The following is a 17,974-nucleotide window of genomic DNA, read 5'->3' as shown; positions in this document are numbered from 1 at the left end:
GTTACACAATTAGTACGTGTTATTCAAAGAACTGACTGATTTTGGCCTTCAGAATATCGATGGCAATACGGTTTTTACCGCCGCGCGGGACAATGATGTCAGCATATTGCTTGGAAGGTTCAATAAATTGCAGGAACATTGGCCGCACCGTCTTCTGATACTGCGCCATCACCGAGTCCATGGAACGGCCACGCTCGTTAACATCACGCTTGATGCGGCGCATCAGACAGATATCCAGCGGGGTATCGACGAAAATAGAGAAGTTTAATTCATTGCGCAGTCTGGCATCCGTCAACAGCAGGATCCCTTCGAGAATGATCACTTTCTTCGGTTGAATATGAATAGTTTCCGGCATACGCGTATGTTCAACGTAGCTATACACGGGCAATTCAATTGGCTGGCCGCTTTTCAGCGTCTGTAAATGCTGGAACAGCAAGCTATGATCCATTGAGCTTGGATGGTCATAGTTGGTTTTTACACGCTCTTCCATCGACAGATGGCTTTGATCTTTGTAATAGCTGTCTTCCGGAATAACGCCAATATGCTCATCGCCAACTTGTTCACGTAATTCACGATAAAGTGTGCTGGCGATAAGGCTTTTGCCCGAAGCCGATGCGCCGGCGATGCCTACAATGACGCACTGATGAGACGTATCAGTCATAAATTTTTGCGACCTGATTAACCTGGATGTAGATGGAGGGTGACGGTTGACCGTCAAACGCGGCAATTATAGGGATTTCAGGGCGGCGATACCAGTGATATGCGCCCTGTACGCCTATTCCTCGTCCGGCACCCAGCCTTCGGTGTACCAGATATGCAACAAAGCATAGGAGCGCCAGGGTTGCCAGCGGCTGGCATAGCGCGCGATGCGCGCAGGCGTCATTCCGGGAAAACGCTGTTTAATCAGATAGTCATCGGGCAGAAAAATATCTTTTGCCTGCCAACCGCGCAGCGCATAGTAATTCGCCGTCCAGCGACCGATGCCCGGCAGACTCTGCAATTGTTTCATGCCGGTTGCCATATCAGCAGGCGCCGTCAACGGCAATTCTCCGCTCAATGCCGCTTTGCCAAGGTGAATTAACGCTTCCGCGCGGCGAAGCGGCATCCCTAACGCCTTAAGCGCCAAAGGGTCGGCTTGCGCCAGTTTCTGCGGTTCGGGAAAGATAACATAACCAGGCGCTTCGCTTAACGCTTCCCCATAGACCGCGGCCACTTTCGCCGTCAGCTTCGCCGCCATCGCTACGCTCACCAGTTGCCCCAATATCGCACGCACCGCCTGTTCAAACGCATCCAGCGCCCCCGGCAAGCGAAGTCCTGGTCGCGGCTGCGCCAGTTTGCCTAAGGTTTGCGTGACCTCAAATGGATCGCATGCTAAATCAAACAGTTGCGCTACACGCGCCAGGCACTGATCTGCTACCGGTAACAGCCCATGAGAAAGCGTAACCTGGAACCCCTGGCTGCGTTCATCCGGTTTAACGGTAATCAACCCACGATGCCCATCTAAACTGAAGCTGCGGGTATATTGATCTTCATGGAAGGTTTCAATTCCCGCCACCGCACGCGCGTTGAGAAACGCGAACATCCATTGCCAGTCATAGGGCGCTCGCCAGGATAATAATGTCATGCACTCTCCTTATTAATCGCAACAAGCATAGATGCTCTAAGCCTGCTGCGCCTTGCTTTTAAATTCCAGTTGTCGGCATGGCGGCAATCCGCTAAAGTCGCCCCCCTTCTTCACTGGCATGGGGATTTTTCAGGTCATGTTTATTGGTTTTGACTATGGTACCGCCAACTGTTCGGTCGCCGTCATGCAGGATAATGCGCCACGGCTTTTAACGCTGGAAAACGGTAGCCCGCTGCTGCCATCAATGCTTTGCGCCCCGACGCGCGAAGCGGTCAGCGAATGGCTATACCGCCATCATAATGTCCCGGCCGACGGCGCAGAAAATCAGGCGCTACTACGACGCGCCATTAATTATAACCGTGATGAAGATATCGAAGTCCTGGGCAACAGCGTCCAGTTCGGCCTCGCCTCACTGCATCAATACGTTGACGATCCGGAAGAGGTCTACTTCGTTAAGTCGCCAAAATCGTTTCTTGGCGCCAATGGCCTTAAACCCCAGCAGGTCGCGTTATTTGAAGATCTGGTCTGCGCGATGATGCTACATATTAAACAGCAGGCGCAGTCTCAGCTTAGTGAACAGATTACCCAGGCTGTTATTGGTCGACCAATTAACTTCCAGGGTCTTGGCGGCGATGACGCTAACGCTCAGGCACAGGGTATTCTCGAACGCGCGGCGACGCGAGCAGGATTCAACGATGTCGTGTTTCAGTTTGAACCCGTTGCGGCGGGGTTAGATTTTGAAGCCACGCTCAATGATGAAAAACGCGTGCTGGTCGTCGATATTGGCGGCGGCACCACCGACTGCTCACTGCTGTTGATGGGGCCGCAATGGCGGCAGAAAGCCAACCGTCAGGATAGCCTGCTGGGCCACAGCGGCTGCCGTATCGGCGGTAACGATTTGGATATCGCCCTGGCCTTCAAATGCCTGATGCCGTTACTCGGCATGGGCGGTGAAACGGAAAAAGGCATTGCGCTGCCGGTACTGCCCTGGTGGAATGCGGTGGCGATTAACGACGTCCCGGCGCAGAGCGATTTTTACAGCGCCGCCAACGGACGTATGCTCAATGACCTGCTGCGCGACGCTCGCGATGCCGACAAGGTCGCACTGCTGCTTAAAGTCTGGCGTCAGCGTCTGAGCTATCGCCTGGTACGCAGCGCGGAAGAGAGCAAAATCGCCCTTTCCGCTCAGCCGGATTTCAACGCCGAACTGCCGTTTATTAGCGATGAGCTGGCTACCGCTATCAGCCAGCAGGGGCTGGAAGAGGCGCTCAATCAACCGCTGGCTCGCATTATGGAGCAGGTAAAGTTAGCGCTGGAAAGCAGTCAAGAAACCCCGGACGTTATCTATCTTACCGGCGGTAGCGCGCGATCGCCGTTAATTAAAAAGGCGCTGGCCGCACAGCTGCCGGGGATACCGATCGCCGGCGGCGATGATTTTGGTTCCGTTACCGCCGGGCTTGCCCGCTGGGCGCAGGTGGTTTTCGCCTGAAACGCGAGCGCCATCCGGTAACCTGAGTTGACTTTGCCGCTTTTTCGTCCTAACTTGCAGGATGAAGGGTAAGGGAGGATTTCTCCTCCCCCTGATACACTGTTAGTAAGTCGGGAAACTTATCAGTAACAGCACTATCAGTATGATGAGTAGATTCATCATAACCCTTTCCTTATTTAAGGCCCCTTCCTCAGGAGGGGCTTTCCTGTATTTAGCCTCCGCTAAATCAAGCTGACGTTACCATGCCGCCTCTGACACATTTCTTTTCAGCGTTCGGCTTTGCGAGCCTCCTCGTGAAAGCCCGCCAATTCAGACCTTTCCATACGCGCTTTTCATAATTCCTCCATTTTTGCGGGGCGTTCCGTTACTAAACTAGTATCATTCAGCGAAAGCTTCAGAATGAGATAGCAAAATAATGAAAAGCAGTAACACACTTCGTTGGGGAATAGTCCTGACGGTAATTTTGGCGGCGGGAGCCGCCTATTGGTTCTGGTACGATCGCGCCGAAGAGACAACCGCAGGCGCTGCTGGCGCGAGTCAGCAAGGAGCAAAGGCGCCTGCCGGGGCGCGTCATGGGCGTTTTGGGGCCACGCTGGCCCCGGTGCAGGCGGCAACCGCCACCAGCGAATCCGTCCCCCGCTACCTTACTGGCCTGGGGACTATCGCCGCGGCGAACACCGTGACCGTGCGCAGTCGGGTTGACGGCCAGTTACTGAGTATCCATTTCCAGGAAGGTCAGCAGGTAAAAGCCGGCGATCTGCTGGCGCAAATCGATCCCAGCCAGTTCAAGGTCGCGCTGGCCCAGGCGCAGGGGCAGCTTGCCAAAGATAACGCCACCCTCGCTAACGCGCGCCGCGATCTCGCTCGCTATCAACAACTGGTGAAAACCAATCTTATCTCCCGTCAGGAGCTGGATACCCAGCAGTCGCTGGTGGTTGAATCCGCCGGTACGGTTAAAGCCGATCAGGCCGCCGTCGCCAGTGCGCAACTGCAGCTGGACTGGACCCGCATCACCGCGCCGATTGACGGCCGCGTGGGCCTGAAACAGGTCGACATCGGCAACCAAATCTCCAGTGGCGACACCACCGGCATTGTCGTTCTCACGCAAACCCACCCTATCGATTTGGTCTTTACCCTGCCGGAAAGCGATATCGCCACCGTGGTACAGGCGCAGAAAGCCGGTAAAACGCTGAGCGTCGAGGCCTGGGACCGAACCAATAAACAGAAGATCAGTACAGGCAGCCTGCTGAGCCTCGATAACCAAATCGATGCCACCACCGGCACCATTAAGCTTAAAGCGCGCTTTAATAACCTCGATGACGCGCTGTTCCCGAATCAGTTCGTCAATGCCAGAATGCTGGTGGATACCGAGCAGGATGCAGTAGTGATCCCCACCGCCGCGCTACAAATGGGCAACGAGGGGCACTTCGTGTGGGTGCTGAACAATGAGAATAAAGTCAGTAAACATACGGTCACGCCGGGTATTCAGGATAGCCAAAAAGTGGTGATTAACGCCGGGCTGTCAGCGGGCGACCGGGTGGTGACCGATGGTATCGATCGCCTGACGGAAGGCGCTAAGGTCGAAGTCGTCGAAGCTCACAGCGCCGTGCAGGAACAACCTACCACCCGCCCGAGTGGTAAAAACGGAGCGGGCGCCTGATGCAAGTATTACCCCCAAGCAGTACGGGCGGCCCTTCCCGACTGTTTATTATGCGTCCGGTGGCGACAACGCTATTGATGGTCGCCATTCTGCTGGCCGGTATCATCGGCTATCGCTTCCTGCCGGTCTCCGCGCTGCCGGAAGTTGACTACCCGACCATTCAGGTAGTAACGCTCTACCCCGGCGCCAGCCCGGATGTGGTGACGTCATCGATTACCGCACCGCTGGAACGCCAGTTTGGTCAGATGTCCGGCCTTAAGCAGATGTCCTCACAAAGCTCGGGCGGCGCGTCGGTCATTACTCTGCAGTTCCAACTGACCCTGGCGCTGGATGTCGCCGAACAGGAAGTGCAGGCGGCCATCAACGCCGCGACCAACCTGCTGCCGTCTGATTTACCCAACCCGCCGGTTTACAGCAAAGTGAACCCGGCGGATCCGCCGATCATGACCCTGGCCGTGACCTCCAGCGCGATGCCGATGACGCAGGTTGAAGATATGGTGGAAACTCGGGTAGCGCAGAAGATATCTCAGGTTTCCGGGGTCGGCCTGGTGACGCTGGCCGGCGGCCAACGTCCTGCGGTGCGCGTTAAGCTCAATGCCCAGGCGATCGCCGCGTTAGGTTTGACCAGCGAAACCGTGCGTACCGCCATTACCAGCGCCAACGTGAATTCAGCAAAAGGTAGCCTTGACGGCCCGGCCCGCGCGGTCACCCTTTCCGCCAACGATCAGATGCAGTCGGCGGAAGATTACCGTCGGCTGATTGTCGCCTATCAGAACGGCGCGCCGATCCGTCTTGGCGATATCGCGACCATCGAACAGGGCGCCGAGAACGCCTGGCTGGGGGCGTGGGCCAATAAGCAGCGGGCGATCGTGATGAACGTCCAACGCCAGCCGGGAGCGAACATCATCGCCACTGCCGACAGCATCCGCCAGATGCTACCGCAACTGACCGAGAGCTTGCCTAAATCCGTTAAGGTACAGGTGCTTTCTGACCGCACCACCAATATTCGCGCGTCGGTCAGCGATACCCAGTTCGAATTGCTGCTGGCCATCGCGCTGGTGGTGATGATCATTTATCTCTTCTTACGCAATGTCCCGGCGACTATCATCCCCGGCGTCGCCGTGCCGCTGTCGCTGGTCGGCACCTTCGCGGTTATGGTGTTCCTCGATTTTTCGATTAACAACCTGACGCTAATGGCATTGACCATCGCCACCGGTTTCGTGGTCGATGACGCCATCGTGGTTATTGAAAATATCTCCCGCTACATTGAAAAAGGTGAGAAACCGCTTGCCGCCGCGCTGAAAGGCGCGGGGGAAATCGGCTTCACGATTATTTCATTAACCTTCTCGCTGATTGCCGTACTGATTCCGCTGCTGTTTATGGGTGATATCGTTGGGCGATTGTTCCGTGAATTCGCCATTACCCTGGCGGTGGCGATTCTGATTTCGGCGGTGGTCTCGCTGACCCTGACGCCGATGATGTGCGCGCGGATGTTAAGCCACGAATCGCTGCGCAAACAAAACCGCTTTTCGCGGGCCAGCGAGCGTTTCTTCGAGCGGGTGATTGCCGTCTATGGCCGCTGGCTAAGCCGGGTACTAAACCACCCATGGCTAACGTTGAGCGTGGCGTTAAGCACCCTGGCGTTATCGATTCTGCTGTGGGTCTTTATCCCGAAAGGCTTCTTCCCAATCCAGGATAACGGCATTATTCAGGGCACGTTACAGGCCCCGCAGTCGGTGTCGTTCGCCAGTATGGCGCAACGCCAGCAGCAGATATCCGATCTGATTCTGAAAGATCCGGCGGTTGAAAGCCTGACGTCGTTCGTCGGCGTTGATGGCACCAATCCGGCGCTGAACAGCGCGCGTCTGCAGATTAACCTCAAACCACTGGATGAACGCGACGATCGCGTGCAAACGGTCATCAGCCGTCTGCAGCAATCGGTGGCTAGCGTACCGGGTATTGAGCTTTATCTCCAGCCAACGCAGGATCTGACTATCGATACCACCGTCAGTCGCACTCAGTATCAGTTTACCCTGCAGGCTAACTCGCTTGATGCGCTGAGCAACTGGGTGCCGCAATTGCTGTCGCGCCTGCAATCCTTACCTCAGCTTGCCGACGTCAGCAGCGACTGGCAGGATAAAGGGCTCGCGGCTTATATTAAAGTCGATCGCGATAGCGCCAGCCGGCTGGGTATTTCCATGGCGGATGTCGATAACGCGCTGTATAACGCCTTTGGCCAAAGGCTGATCTCGACAATTTATACCCAGGCCAACCAATATCGCGTGGTACTGGAGCACGACACCCAGGCGACGCCGGGGCTGGCGGCTCTGGATAATATCCGCCTCACCAGCAGCGATGGCGGTATCGTGCCGCTGAAATCCATCGCCAGCATCGAGCAGCGTTTTACCCCGCTGTCGGTGAACCATCTCGATCAGTTCCCGGTGACCACCATTTCATTCAACGTGCCGGATAACTACTCCCTCGGCGAAGCGGTAGAGGCTATTTTGTCAGCCGAGCAGTCGCTGGATTTCCCAAGCGACATCCGCACCCAGTTCCAGGGCAGTTCGCTCGCGTTCCAGTCGGCGCTCGGTAGCACCGTCTGGCTGGTCGTCGCGGCGGTCGTCGCCATGTATATCGTCCTCGGCGTGCTGTACGAAAGCTTCATTCATCCCATCACCATTCTTTCTACCCTGCCGACCGCTGGCGTCGGGGCGCTGCTGGCGCTATGGCTGGCCGGTAGCGAGCTGGATGTGATTGCCATCATCGGCATCATTCTGCTGATTGGTATCGTGAAGAAAAACGCCATCATGATGATTGACTTTGCCCTCGCCGCCGAGCGCGAGCAGGGAATGCCGCCGCGCGAAGCCATTTATCAGGCCTGCCTGCTGCGCTTCCGTCCGATTCTGATGACCACCCTCGCCGCCCTGCTCGGCGCGCTGCCCTTGATGCTCAGCACCGGCGTCGGCGCCGAGTTACGCCGCCCATTGGGGATTGGTATGGTTGGCGGTCTGATGCTCAGCCAGGTACTGACGTTATTCACCACGCCGGTGATTTATCTGCTGTTCGACCGGCTATCGCTGTATATGAAGAGCCGCTTCCCGCGTCGTGAAGAGGAGGCGTAAGTGAAGTTCTTCGCTCTCTTCATTTATCGGCCGGTGGCGACGATTCTTATCTCGCTGGCGATTACCCTATGCGGGATCCTCGGATTCCGCCTGCTGCCGGTCGCACCGCTGCCGCAGGTGGATTTCCCGGTGATCATGATTAGCGCCTCGCTGCCCGGCGCCTCGCCCGAAACCATGGCCTCGTCGGTGGCAACACCGCTGGAACGCTCGTTGGGGCGCATTGCCGGGGTCAATGAAATGACCTCGTCGAGCTCGCTTGGCAGTACCCGCATCATCATGGAGTTTAATTTCGATCGCGATATTAATGGCGCCGCCCGCGACGTGCAGGCGGCGATTAATGCCGCGCAAAGCCTGCTGCCGAGCGGGATGCCCAGCCGCCCCACGTATCGCAAAGCTAACCCGTCCGATGCGCCGATCATGATCCTGACGCTCACCTCGGATACCTATTCGCAAGGCGAGTTGTACGATTTCGCGTCAACCCAGCTGGCGCAAACCATCGCGCAGATTGACGGCGTCGGCGATGTCGACGTCGGCGGCAGCTCACTGCCGGCGGTGCGCGTCGACCTTAACCCGCAGGCGCTATTTAACCAGGGCGTCTCACTGGACGCCGTGCGCAGCGCCATTGATAACGCCAACGTGCGTCGCCCGCAGGGCGCGCTGGAAGATAAGACCCACCGCTGGCAGGTGCAGACCAACGATGAATTGAAAACCGCGGCGGAATATTTGCCGGTGATCGTCCACTACAATAACGGCGCGGCGGTACGCCTTGGCGACGTGGCAAAAGTGACGGATTCAGTGCAGGATGTGCGTAACGCCGGGATGACCAACGCCAAACCGGCGATCCTATTGATGATCCGCAAGCTGCCGGAAGCCAACATCATTCAGACGGTTGATAGCATTCGCGCCCGCCTGCCGGAACTACAGCGTACCATCCCCGCCGCCATTGATTTACAGATTGCGCAGGATCGTTCGCCCACCATCCGCGCTTCGCTGGAAGAGGTCGAACAAACGCTGGTGATTTCGGTCGCACTGGTGATTCTGGTGGTCTTTCTGTTTTTGCGCTCCGGGCGCGCAACGCTTATCCCGGCCGTCGCCGTACCGGTATCGTTAATCGGTACCTTTGCCGCGATGTATTTGTGCGGCTTCAGCCTCAATAATCTGTCGTTAATGGCGCTGACCATCGCCACCGGTTTCGTTGTCGATGACGCCATCGTGGTGCTGGAGAATATTTCCCGCCATCTTGAGGCGGGAATGAAACCGCTGCAGGCCGCGTTACAGGGCAGCCGTGAAGTCGGCTTTACCGTGCTGTCGATGAGCCTGTCGCTGGTGGCGGTGTTCTTACCGCTGCTGCTGATGGGCGGCCTGCCGGGTCGTCTGCTGCGCGAGTTCGCCGTCACGCTATCGGTAGCGATCGGTATTTCGCTCGCCGTGTCGCTCACGCTGACGCCAATGATGTGCGGCTGGCTGCTGAAAAGCGGCAAACCTCATGAACCAACGCGCAAGCGTGGCTTTGGCCGCCTGCTGGTCACTATTCAGGGCGGCTACGGCAAATCGTTAAAATGGGTGCTGAAGCATAGTCGCCTGACTGGCCTGGTGCTGCTCGGTACGATGGCGCTCAGCGTGTGGCTGTATATCGCCATTCCGAAAACCTTCTTCCCGGAGCAGGACACCGGGGTGCTGATGGGCGGCATTCAGGCGGATCAGAGTATTTCGTTCCAGGCGATGCGCGGCAAACTGCAGGACTTTATGAAGATCATCCGCGAGGATCCGGCGGTCGATAACGTGACCGGTTTTACCGGCGGCTCGCGGGTGAATAGCGGTATGATGTTTATCACCCTGAAACCGCGCGACCAACGCCACGAAACGGCGCAGCAAATCATCGACCGGCTGCGGAAAAAACTGGCGAAAGAGCCCGGCGCTAATCTGTTCCTGATGGCGGTGCAGGATATCCGCGTTGGCGGACGTCAGTCGAACGCCAGCTATCAGTACACCCTGTTATCGGACGATCTGTCGGCGCTGCGTGAATGGGAGCCAAAAATCCGCAAGGCGCTAGCGGCACTGCCGGAACTGGCTGACGTTAACTCGGATCAGCAAGATAACGGAGCGGAGATGGATCTGGTCTACGACCGCGACACCATGTCACGCCTGGGCGTCAGCGTGCAGGATGCCAACAGCCTGTTAAACAACGCTTTCGGCCAGCGGCAGATCTCGACCATCTATCAACCTTTGAACCAGTACAAAGTGGTGATGGAAGTCGATCCGCTTTATACCCAGGACGTTAGCGCGCTGGAGCAAATGTTTGTCATTAGTAACGACGGTAAACCCATCCCGCTGTCATACTTCGCCAAATGGCAACCGGCGAACGCACCGCTTTCGGTCAACCACCAGGGGCTATCGGCCGCCTCGACCATCTCCTTCAACCTGCCGACCGGCAAATCGCTGTCGGAAGCCAGCGACGCCATTGACCGGGCGATGACCCAGCTTGGCGTGCCGTCGAGCGTGCGAGGATCGTTTGCCGGCACCGCACAGGTATTCCAGCAGACGATGAACTCACAGGTGATCCTGATTATCGCCGCCATCGCCACGGTGTATATCGTGCTGGGGATCCTCTACGAAAGCTACGTGCATCCGTTAACCATTCTCTCAACCCTGCCGTCAGCGGGGGTTGGCGCGCTGCTGGCGCTGGAATTATTTGGCGCCCCATTCAGCCTAATCGCCCTGATAGGGATCATGCTATTAATTGGCATCGTAAAGAAAAACGCCATCATGATGGTCGATTTCGCCCTTGAAGCGCAGCGTACCGGCAATCTTCCGCCGGAAGAAGCGATATTCCAGGCCTGTTTGCTGCGTTTTCGCCCGATCATGATGACCACCCTGGCGGCGCTATTCGGCGCGCTGCCGCTGGTGCTATCGGGCGGCGACGGGTCCGAACTGCGGCAGCCGTTGGGGATCACCATTGTCGGTGGTCTGGTCATGAGCCAGTTGCTGACGCTGTACACCACCCCGGTGGTCTATTTGTTCTTTGATCGTCTGCGGCTGCGTTTTACGCGCAAGCCTGCTCAACCGGTAAGCGAATAAGATGACAGATCTGCCCGCCAGCGTACGCTGGCAGTTATGGATTGTGGCCTTCGGCTTCTTTATGCAGTCGCTGGATACCACCATCGTCAACACCGCTCTGCCCTCGATGGCCAAAAGCCTTGGGGAAAGCCCGCTGCACATGCATATGGTAGTGGTCTCGTATGTGCTTACGGTGGCGGTCATGCTGCCGGCCAGCGGCTGGCTGGCGGACCGGGTTGGCGTGCGCAATATCTTTTTCAGCGCCATTGTGTTGTTTACCGCCGGTTCGCTGTTCTGCGCCCAGGCCAGCACTCTCGATCAGTTAGTGATGTCCCGGGTGCTGCAGGGTGTCGGCGGCGCGATGATGGTGCCGGTCGGGCGGCTAACGGTGATGAAAATCGTTCCACGCGATCAGTATATGGCGGCGATGACCTTCGTCACCCTGCCCGGCCAGGTTGGACCGCTGCTCGGCCCGGCGCTTGGCGGGGTACTGGTCGAATATGCCTCCTGGCACTGGATTTTCTTGATTAACATCCCGGTTGGCATCATCGGCGCTATCGCCACATTATGCCTGATGCCGAACTACACCCTGCAGACCCGGCGCTTTGATATCCTTGGTTTTATTCTGCTGGCGACAGGAATGGCCGCCCTGACGCTGGCGCTTGACGGCAAAAAAGGGCTGGGTATCTCGCCGCTGCTGCTCGCCGTGCTGGTCGTCGGCGGCCTGATGGCGATAGTTTTTTATTTGTGGCACGCCCGTGACAACGTTAACGCATTGTTCAGCCTCAAACTGTTTCGCAATAAAACCTTCTCGCTCGGTCTTGGCGGCAGCTTCGCCGGGCGTATCGGCAGCGGGATGTTACCGTTTATGACCCCGGTATTCCTGCAAATTGGCCTCGGCTTCTCGCCGTTCCACGCCGGGCTGATGATGATCCCCATGGTGCTGGGCAGCATGGGGATGAAACGCATCGTGGTGCAGGTAGTGAATCGCTTTGGCTATCGCCGCGTGCTGGTTTTCGCGACGCTCGGCCTGGCGCTGGTGAGTTTACTGTTCATGGCCGTCGCACTGGCCGGCTGGTACTGGCTGCTGCCGCTGGTGCTGTTCCTGCAGGGCATGATTAACTCCAGCCGTTTCTCGTCGATGAACACTCTGACGCTAAAAGACCTGCCTGATGAGTTGGCCAGCAGCGGTAACAGCCTGCTCTCAATGGTCATGCAACTCTCGATGAGCATCGGCGTGACCATCGCCGGGCTACTGCTCGGCATGTACGGCCAGCAGCATATCAGCGCCGATGCGCCAGCTGTCCAGCAGATTTTCCTCTACACCTATCTGAGCATGGCGGTGATTATCGCTCTCCCGGCGCTCATCTTTTCCCGTGTACCGAACGATGTCGGCAGCAACACCGTCATCCGCCGACGCAAAAGGAGTGAATCGTGAAACTTTGGCGCCCGGGTATCACCGGTAAGCTGTTCCTGGCTATTTTCGCCACCTGTATCGTGCTGCTGATTAGCATGCACTGGGCGGTGCGCATCAGCTTTGAGCGCGGCTTTATCGACTATATTAAACGCGGTAATGAACAACGACTAACGATGCTCGGCGACGCGCTGAGTGAACAGTACGAGCAGCACGGCGACTGGAAATTTTTGCGCAACAACGATCGTTTTATCTTCCAGTTACTGCGCACCTTCGAGCGCGATAACGACGAACGTCCACCGGGTGGGCCGGGCCCGCATGGCGAGCCAGGGCCAATGCCCGGCCCTGGCCCGCGGCCCGATATGCCGCCGCACGGCTGGCGCACGCAATTTTGGGTTGTCGATCAACAAGGGCGCGTGCTGGTAGGCCCGCGGGCGCCGGTCCCGCAGGACGGTACCCGCCGTAACATTGTCGTCGACGGCGTGACCGTCGGGGCGGTGATCGCCTCGCCGGTTGAGCGGCTCACGCGCAACACGGATATTAATTTCGACCGCCAGCAAAAACGCACCAGTTGGCTGATTGTCGCCCTTGCCACCCTCCTCGCCGCGCTGGCCACCTTCCCGCTGGCCCGCGGGCTGCTGGCGCCGGTCAAACGGCTGGTGGAAGGCACCCATAAGCTGGCGGCGGGCGATTTCTCCACCCGCGTCACGGTCACCGGCGGGGATGAACTGGGCCGTCTGGCGCAGGATTTTAACCAGCTTGCCAGTACGCTTGAGCGTAACCAACAGATGCGCCGCGATTTAATGGCCGATATTTCGCATGAACTCCGCACGCCGCTAGCGGTCCTGCGCGGCGAGCTGGAGGCTATTCAGGACGGAGTGCGTAAATTCACCCCGGATTCGATCTCTTCGCTGCAGGCGGAAGTCGGCACGCTTACCAAGCTGGTGGACGATCTGCATCAGTTGTCGATGTCCGATGAAGGCGCGTTAGCCTACCAGAAAGAGTCGGTGGACTTAATTGCGCTGCTGGAGGTCGCCGCAGGGGCGTTCCGCGAACGTTTCGCCAGCCGCGGCTTGACCATCGGCGTCTCGCTGCCGGATAACGCTATTGTTTTCGGCGATCGCGATCGTCTGATGCAGCTGTTCAATAACCTGCTGGAAAACAGCCTACGCTATACCGACAGCGGCGGCCGCCTGCAGATTGACGCCAAACAAAATGGTCGCATGTTGACGCTCGATTTCGCCGATAGCGGCCCCGGCGTTAGCGACGAGCAGCTGGCGCGGCTCTGCGAGCGTTTTTATCGCACCGAGGGCTCACGCAACCGGGCCAGCGGTGGATCCGGTCTTGGGCTGGCAATCTGTATGAATATCGTCGCCGCCCACGGCGGCAGCCTGAACGCCGGTCATTCGCCTTTTGGCGGGGTTAGCATTAAAGTAGAGTTACCTCTGGAACAGGATTTATCGAGGGATGTATGAGCGAATTACCTATTGATGAAAACACGCCGCGCATTTTAATCGTGGAAGACGAGCCCAAACTCGGTCAGTTGTTGATCGACTATTTGCAAGCTGCGAGCTATGCGCCAACGCTCATTGCGCATGGCGATCAGGTACTGCCCTACGTCCGCCAGACGCCCCCGCATTTGATCCTGCTCGATTTAATGCTGCCGGGCACCGACGGCCTGACCCTGTGCCGCGAAATCCGCCGATTTTCCGAGATACCGATTGTGATGGTCACTGCCAAAATCGAGGAGATCGATCGCCTGCTGGGGCTGGAAATCGGCGCCGATGACTATATCTGCAAACCGTACAGCCCGCGTGAAGTCGTGGCCCGTGTGAAGACGATCCTGCGTCGCTGTAAACCACAGCGCGACCTGCAGGCTCTGGATGCGCAAAGTCCGCTAATTGTTGACGAAAGCCGCTTCCAGGCCTCGTGGCGCGAAAAAATGCTGGACCTGACTCCCGCCGAGTTTCGGCTATTAAAAACGCTGTCGCAGGAGCCGGGTAAAGTCTTCTCCCGCGAACAACTGCTCAATCATCTGTACGACGATTATCGCGTAGTTACCGACCGTACCATCGACAGCCATATTAAAAACCTGCGCCGTAAGCTGGAATCGCTGGACGCGGAGCAGTCGTTTATTCGCGCCGTCTACGGCGTTGGCTATCGCTGGGAAGCCGACGCCTGTAGAATGGCTTGAACATCGCGCCTCTTAGCGCAGAGAGGCGCGAAGGTTTACTCCCTCTTTCCACAGCGCTACAATGCCCGCCCTTAATGTGGGGACACTCCCCCGAATCGCCGTACCTGGTGCGGCGAGTCTGACCTGTCATCAGAACGAGAAAATCATGTTTAAACCGGAACTTCTTTCCCCGGCGGGAACGCTGAAAAATATGCGTTACGCTTTCGCTTATGGCGCCGATGCGGTCTACGCCGGCCAGCCGCGTTACTCACTGCGCGTACGCAACAACGAATTCAACCACGAAAACCTGCAGCTCGGCATCAATGAGGCCCATGAGCTGGGGAAAAAATTCTATGTGGTGGTTAACATCGCGCCGCATAACGCCAAGCTGAAAACGTTCATTCGCGATCTCAAACCGGTAGTGGAAATGGGCCCGGACGCGCTGATTATGTCCGATCCTGGTTTAATCATGCTGGTGCGGGAAAACTTCCCTGATATGCCGATCCACCTGTCGGTACAGGCCAACGCCGTCAACTGGGCGACGGTGAAATTCTGGCAGCAAATGGGGTTGACCCGCGTGATCCTCTCCCGCGAACTGTCGCTGGACGAGATCGCCGAAATTCGCAGCCAGGTGCCGGAGATGGAAATCGAGATTTTCGTCCACGGCGCGCTGTGCATGGCCTACTCCGGCCGCTGCCTGCTCTCCGGCTATATCAATAAACGTGACCCTAACCAGGGCACCTGTACCAACGCCTGCCGCTGGGAGTACAACGTCCAGGAAGGCAAAGAAGATGACGTGGGTAATATCGTCCACAAGCATGAACCTATCCCGGTGCAGAACGTTGAACCGACTCTCGGTATCGGCGCGCCAACCGACCAGGTATTTATGATTGAGGAAGCCAAACGTCCGGGCGAGTATATGACCGCCTTTGAGGATGAGCATGGCACTTACATCATGAACTCCAAAGATCTGCGCGCTATTGCCCACGTTGAGCGTCTAACCCAGATGGGCGTTCATTCGCTGAAGATTGAAGGCCGCACCAAATCCTTCTACTACTGCGCGCGCACCGCCCAGGTGTACCGTAAAGCGATCGACGACGCCGCCGCCGGTAAACCGTTCGACACCAGTCTGCTGGAGACGCTGGAAGGTCTGGCCCACCGCGGCTATACCGAAGGCTTCCTGCGCCGCCATACCCACGACGACTATCAGAATTATGAATACGGCTATTCGGTTTCCGAACGCCAGCAGTTTGTCGGCGAATTCACCGGCAAGCGTCATGGTCATCTGGCCGAAGTGGCGGTGAAAAATAAGTTCTCGGTCGGCGACAGCCTGGAGGTCATGACTCCGCAAGGTAACGTCAACTTTACGCTCGAACATATGGAGAACGCCAAAGGCGAAGCAATGCCTGTCGCGCCGGGAGACGGTTATATCGTCTGGCTGCCGCTGCCGGAGGATATGGCGCTGGAGTATGGGTTGCTGATGCGTAATTTTAACGGCGAGTCGACGCGCAATCCGCATAAAAATTAGTTTATTGGCGTTATTTTTTCATTATGTATGGATATTAGAATCGGATCACATACCGTTTCGTTCGAAGCAGGTATCATCCATTTCGCTGAAAAACATAACCCATAAATGCTAGCTGTACCAGGAACCACCTCCTTAGCCTGCGTAATCTCCCTTACGCGGGCTTATTTTTTATGCATCCCATTTTCCCGACTTTCTTATTCCATGACGCCATTCATGCGATACACTGAGGATGACGACTAAGAATGAGGCGATAAAGGATGACCCAATTTCCAGCCAGCTTATTAATTCTCAACGGTAAAGGCGCGAATGAGCCCCAACTGCGCGAAGCCGTTAATCTCCTGCGCGAAGAAGGTATCGAGATACACGTCCGCGTGACCTGGGAGAAAGGCGATGCGATTCGTTTTGTCGAGGAAGCCGAAACGCTCAGGGTGGCGACGGTGATTGCCGGCGGCGGCGATGGCACGATTAATGAAGTCGCCACCGCGCTGGTCCAGCGCGGCAGCAACATGGCGCTGGGAATACTCCCCCTCGGCACAGCCAATGATTTCGCCACCAGCGTCGGCATCCCGCAGGATTTAGCCAGCGCGCTGAAGCTGGCGATAGCCGGGCGCGACGTCCCTATTGATGTGGTTCGCGTGAATAACGAGGCCGGATTTATCAATATGGCCACCGGCGGCTTTGGTACCCGTATCACCACCGAAACGCCGGAAAAACTAAAAGCCGCGCTCGGCGGCGTCTCCTATCTGATTCACGGTCTGACCCGCATGGATACCCTAAAGCCGGACCGCTGCGAAATTCGCGGCGAGAACTTTCACTGGCAGGGCGACGCGCTGGTTATCGGCATCGGCAATGGCCGCCAGGCCGGTGGCGGTCAGCAGCTGTGTCCTGAAGCATTAATTAACGACGGGCTACTGCATCTGCGTATTTTTACCGGCGAAGAGTTGCTGCCTGCGCTGTTTAGCACCCTCGCTAATCCCGATAATTCGCCAAATCTGATCGACGGCGTATCGCCGTGGTTTGAAGTCACCGCCGCCCATGAAATGACCTTCAACCTGGATGGCGAACCGCTGAGCGGCAAATCCTTCCGGATGGAAATCCTCGGCGAGGCGCTACGCTGCCGTCTGCCGCCGGACTGTATGTTACTGCGTTAAAACATCAGGGCGGGATATACCCGCCCTGATAACGTTATGAATATTCTACCCCTTCCCTGACGCCGCTTGCCTTACGGGCAAAGCCCGGCTGATCGACGCGAATAAACGGGCACAGACAAAACGCCAGCAGATAGAGCGCGGTATAGGCCACCACCACGCCGATGGTGCTGAAGTGCGGCAGCAGCACCACCGCAATTGCCGGCGCGAGGAAGTTCGACAGCCCGGCCGACAGGTTGTAGACCGAAATCGCCGCCCCTTTATGCTCTGGCTCCAGCGCCGGGAACACCGCCGCCATCGGCACGAACGCCGCGACGAAAATCCCCAGCGCAATCGCCGGCACCAGCGCCATGGCGAAGTTATGGCCGAAGTGCTGCGGCAGGTAGTAAAACGCCAGGCTCGACAGCGCCATGCCGATGCAGCCGAACCAGCGCACCACTTTCATCCAGCCCAGTTTCTCCGCCACAATCCCCCAGAAGACGTTGGAGAAGATGGTGGTGAAGAAGAACGCCGCCCACACCTGCAGCCATTCGGAAGTGGTGAAGCCAAGCTCATCGACGAACATCATTGGCATGACCACCGCGAAGCCGAACAGCGACAGGGTGTTGATAATACGCACGATGCTGGAGAGCATAATGCTGCGGTTGGTGTAGATAAGGGTCACCGCGCGCCCCAGTTCGGAGAACTTCTCGCGGGTGGTGAGATTCTGCATATGGCGCGGGGTTTCGGTGTTGCGCAGCGCCGCCAGGGCAATCAGCC

Annotated in this window: 12 protein-coding genes; 9 read left to right on the top strand and 3 right to left on the bottom strand. The window is 57.3% G+C overall.

All coding sequences use genetic code 11. The features are described 5' to 3' along the window. Nucleotides 1-19: 19 nt before the first annotated feature. Complete coding sequence (gene udk, locus ABLU78_RS22625) at nt 20-661, bottom strand: uridine kinase (RefSeq protein WP_015365789.1); 642 nt, start codon at nt 659-661, stop codon at nt 20-22. A 114-nt stretch (nt 662-775) separates the two neighbouring features. After that, nucleotides 776-1,624 (bottom strand): DNA-3-methyladenine glycosylase 2, encoded by an 849-nt coding sequence (gene alkA / locus ABLU78_RS22620; RefSeq protein ID WP_142966389.1) that lies wholly within the window; start codon nt 1,622-1,624, stop codon nt 776-778. A gap of 136 nt (nt 1,625-1,760) precedes the next feature. Between alkA and yegD the strand changes: the two genes are divergently transcribed. From yegD to yegS, 9 genes are all read left to right on the top strand, one after another. Continuing rightward, nucleotides 1,761-3,113 (top strand): molecular chaperone, encoded by a 1,353-nt coding sequence (yegD, locus tag ABLU78_RS22615; RefSeq protein ID WP_048229323.1) that lies wholly within the window; start codon nt 1,761-1,763, stop codon nt 3,111-3,113. Nucleotides 3,114-3,528: 415 nt separating this feature from the next. Next, entirely contained in the window at nt 3,529-4,773 is a 1,245-nt protein-coding gene (locus ABLU78_RS22610) for an MdtA/MuxA family multidrug efflux RND transporter periplasmic adaptor subunit (protein ID WP_048229053.1), read from the top strand. After that, nucleotides 4,773-7,895: an MdtB/MuxB family multidrug efflux RND transporter permease subunit gene (locus ABLU78_RS22605; protein WP_048229054.1), complete on the top strand. Its 3,123-nt coding sequence runs from the start codon at nt 4,773-4,775 to the stop codon at nt 7,893-7,895. Before ABLU78_RS22610 ends, ABLU78_RS22605 begins: the two co-directional genes overlap by 1 nt. Continuing rightward, on the top strand, nt 7,896-10,973 hold the full coding sequence (gene mdtC, locus ABLU78_RS22600; protein WP_015365784.1) for a multidrug efflux RND transporter permease subunit MdtC: 3,078 nt from the start codon (nt 7,896-7,898) through the stop codon (nt 10,971-10,973). It abuts the gene before it with no gap. A 1-nt stretch (nt 10,974) separates the two neighbouring features. After that, nucleotides 10,975-12,390 carry an MFS transporter gene (locus ABLU78_RS22595; protein ID WP_048229056.1) on the top strand — a complete coding sequence of 472 codons (1,416 nt, stop codon included), beginning with the start codon at nt 10,975-10,977 and terminating at the stop codon, nt 12,388-12,390. Next, entirely contained in the window at nt 12,387-13,841 is a 1,455-nt protein-coding gene (gene baeS / locus ABLU78_RS22590; protein ID WP_015706068.1) for a two-component system sensor histidine kinase BaeS, read from the top strand. The genes ABLU78_RS22595 and baeS overlap by 4 nt, the downstream gene beginning before the upstream one ends. After that, a complete protein-coding gene (gene baeR / locus ABLU78_RS22585) occupies nt 13,838-14,560 on the top strand; it encodes a two-component system response regulator BaeR (protein ID WP_015365781.1) in 723 nt (240 codons plus the stop codon). The genes baeS and baeR overlap by 4 nt, the downstream gene beginning before the upstream one ends. A gap of 145 nt (nt 14,561-14,705) precedes the next feature. Next, nucleotides 14,706-16,067 carry a tRNA 5-hydroxyuridine modification protein YegQ gene (gene yegQ, locus ABLU78_RS22580; RefSeq protein WP_032708727.1) on the top strand — a complete coding sequence of 454 codons (1,362 nt, stop codon included), beginning with the start codon at nt 14,706-14,708 and terminating at the stop codon, nt 16,065-16,067. Between the two features lie 257 nt (nt 16,068-16,324). Next, nucleotides 16,325-17,218 (top strand): lipid kinase YegS, encoded by an 894-nt coding sequence (gene yegS / locus ABLU78_RS22575; protein WP_015706070.1) that lies wholly within the window; start codon nt 16,325-16,327, stop codon nt 17,216-17,218. Between the two features lie 34 nt (nt 17,219-17,252). On the opposite strand, the gene ABLU78_RS22570 is transcribed toward yegS, so the two are convergent. Next, nucleotides 17,253-17,974 (bottom strand): MFS transporter (locus ABLU78_RS22570; RefSeq protein WP_348820667.1); only part of this gene is annotated, 722 nt, incomplete at its 5' end.

It is taken from the genome of Klebsiella sp. JN_Kp122, from assembly GCF_040062085.1.
GTDB lineage: Bacteria > Pseudomonadota > Gammaproteobacteria > Enterobacterales > Enterobacteriaceae > Klebsiella > Klebsiella aerogenes.
The sequence above is the reverse complement of the archived record's forward strand: the minus strand, read 5'-3'. Positions and strand labels throughout refer to the sequence as shown.

Coding starts and splice junctions, on each gene's coding strand:
- udk (WP_015365789.1), bottom strand. CDS start 661: ATGACTGATACGTCTCATCAGTGCGTCATTGTAGGCATCGCCGGCGCA.
- alkA (WP_142966389.1), bottom strand. CDS start 1,624: ATGACATTATTATCCTGGCGAGCGCCCTATGACTGGCAATGGATGTTC.
- yegD (WP_048229323.1), top strand. CDS start 1,761: ATGTTTATTGGTTTTGACTATGGTACCGCCAACTGTTCGGTCGCCGTC.
- ABLU78_RS22610 (WP_048229053.1), top strand. CDS start 3,529: ATGAAAAGCAGTAACACACTTCGTTGGGGAATAGTCCTGACGGTAATT.
- ABLU78_RS22605 (WP_048229054.1), top strand. CDS start 4,773: ATGCAAGTATTACCCCCAAGCAGTACGGGCGGCCCTTCCCGACTGTTT.
- ABLU78_RS22595 (WP_048229056.1), top strand. CDS start 10,975: ATGACAGATCTGCCCGCCAGCGTACGCTGGCAGTTATGGATTGTGGCC.
- baeR (WP_015365781.1), top strand. CDS start 13,838: ATGAGCGAATTACCTATTGATGAAAACACGCCGCGCATTTTAATCGTG.
- yegQ (WP_032708727.1), top strand. CDS start 14,706: ATGTTTAAACCGGAACTTCTTTCCCCGGCGGGAACGCTGAAAAATATG.
- yegS (WP_015706070.1), top strand. CDS start 16,325: ATGACCCAATTTCCAGCCAGCTTATTAATTCTCAACGGTAAAGGCGCG.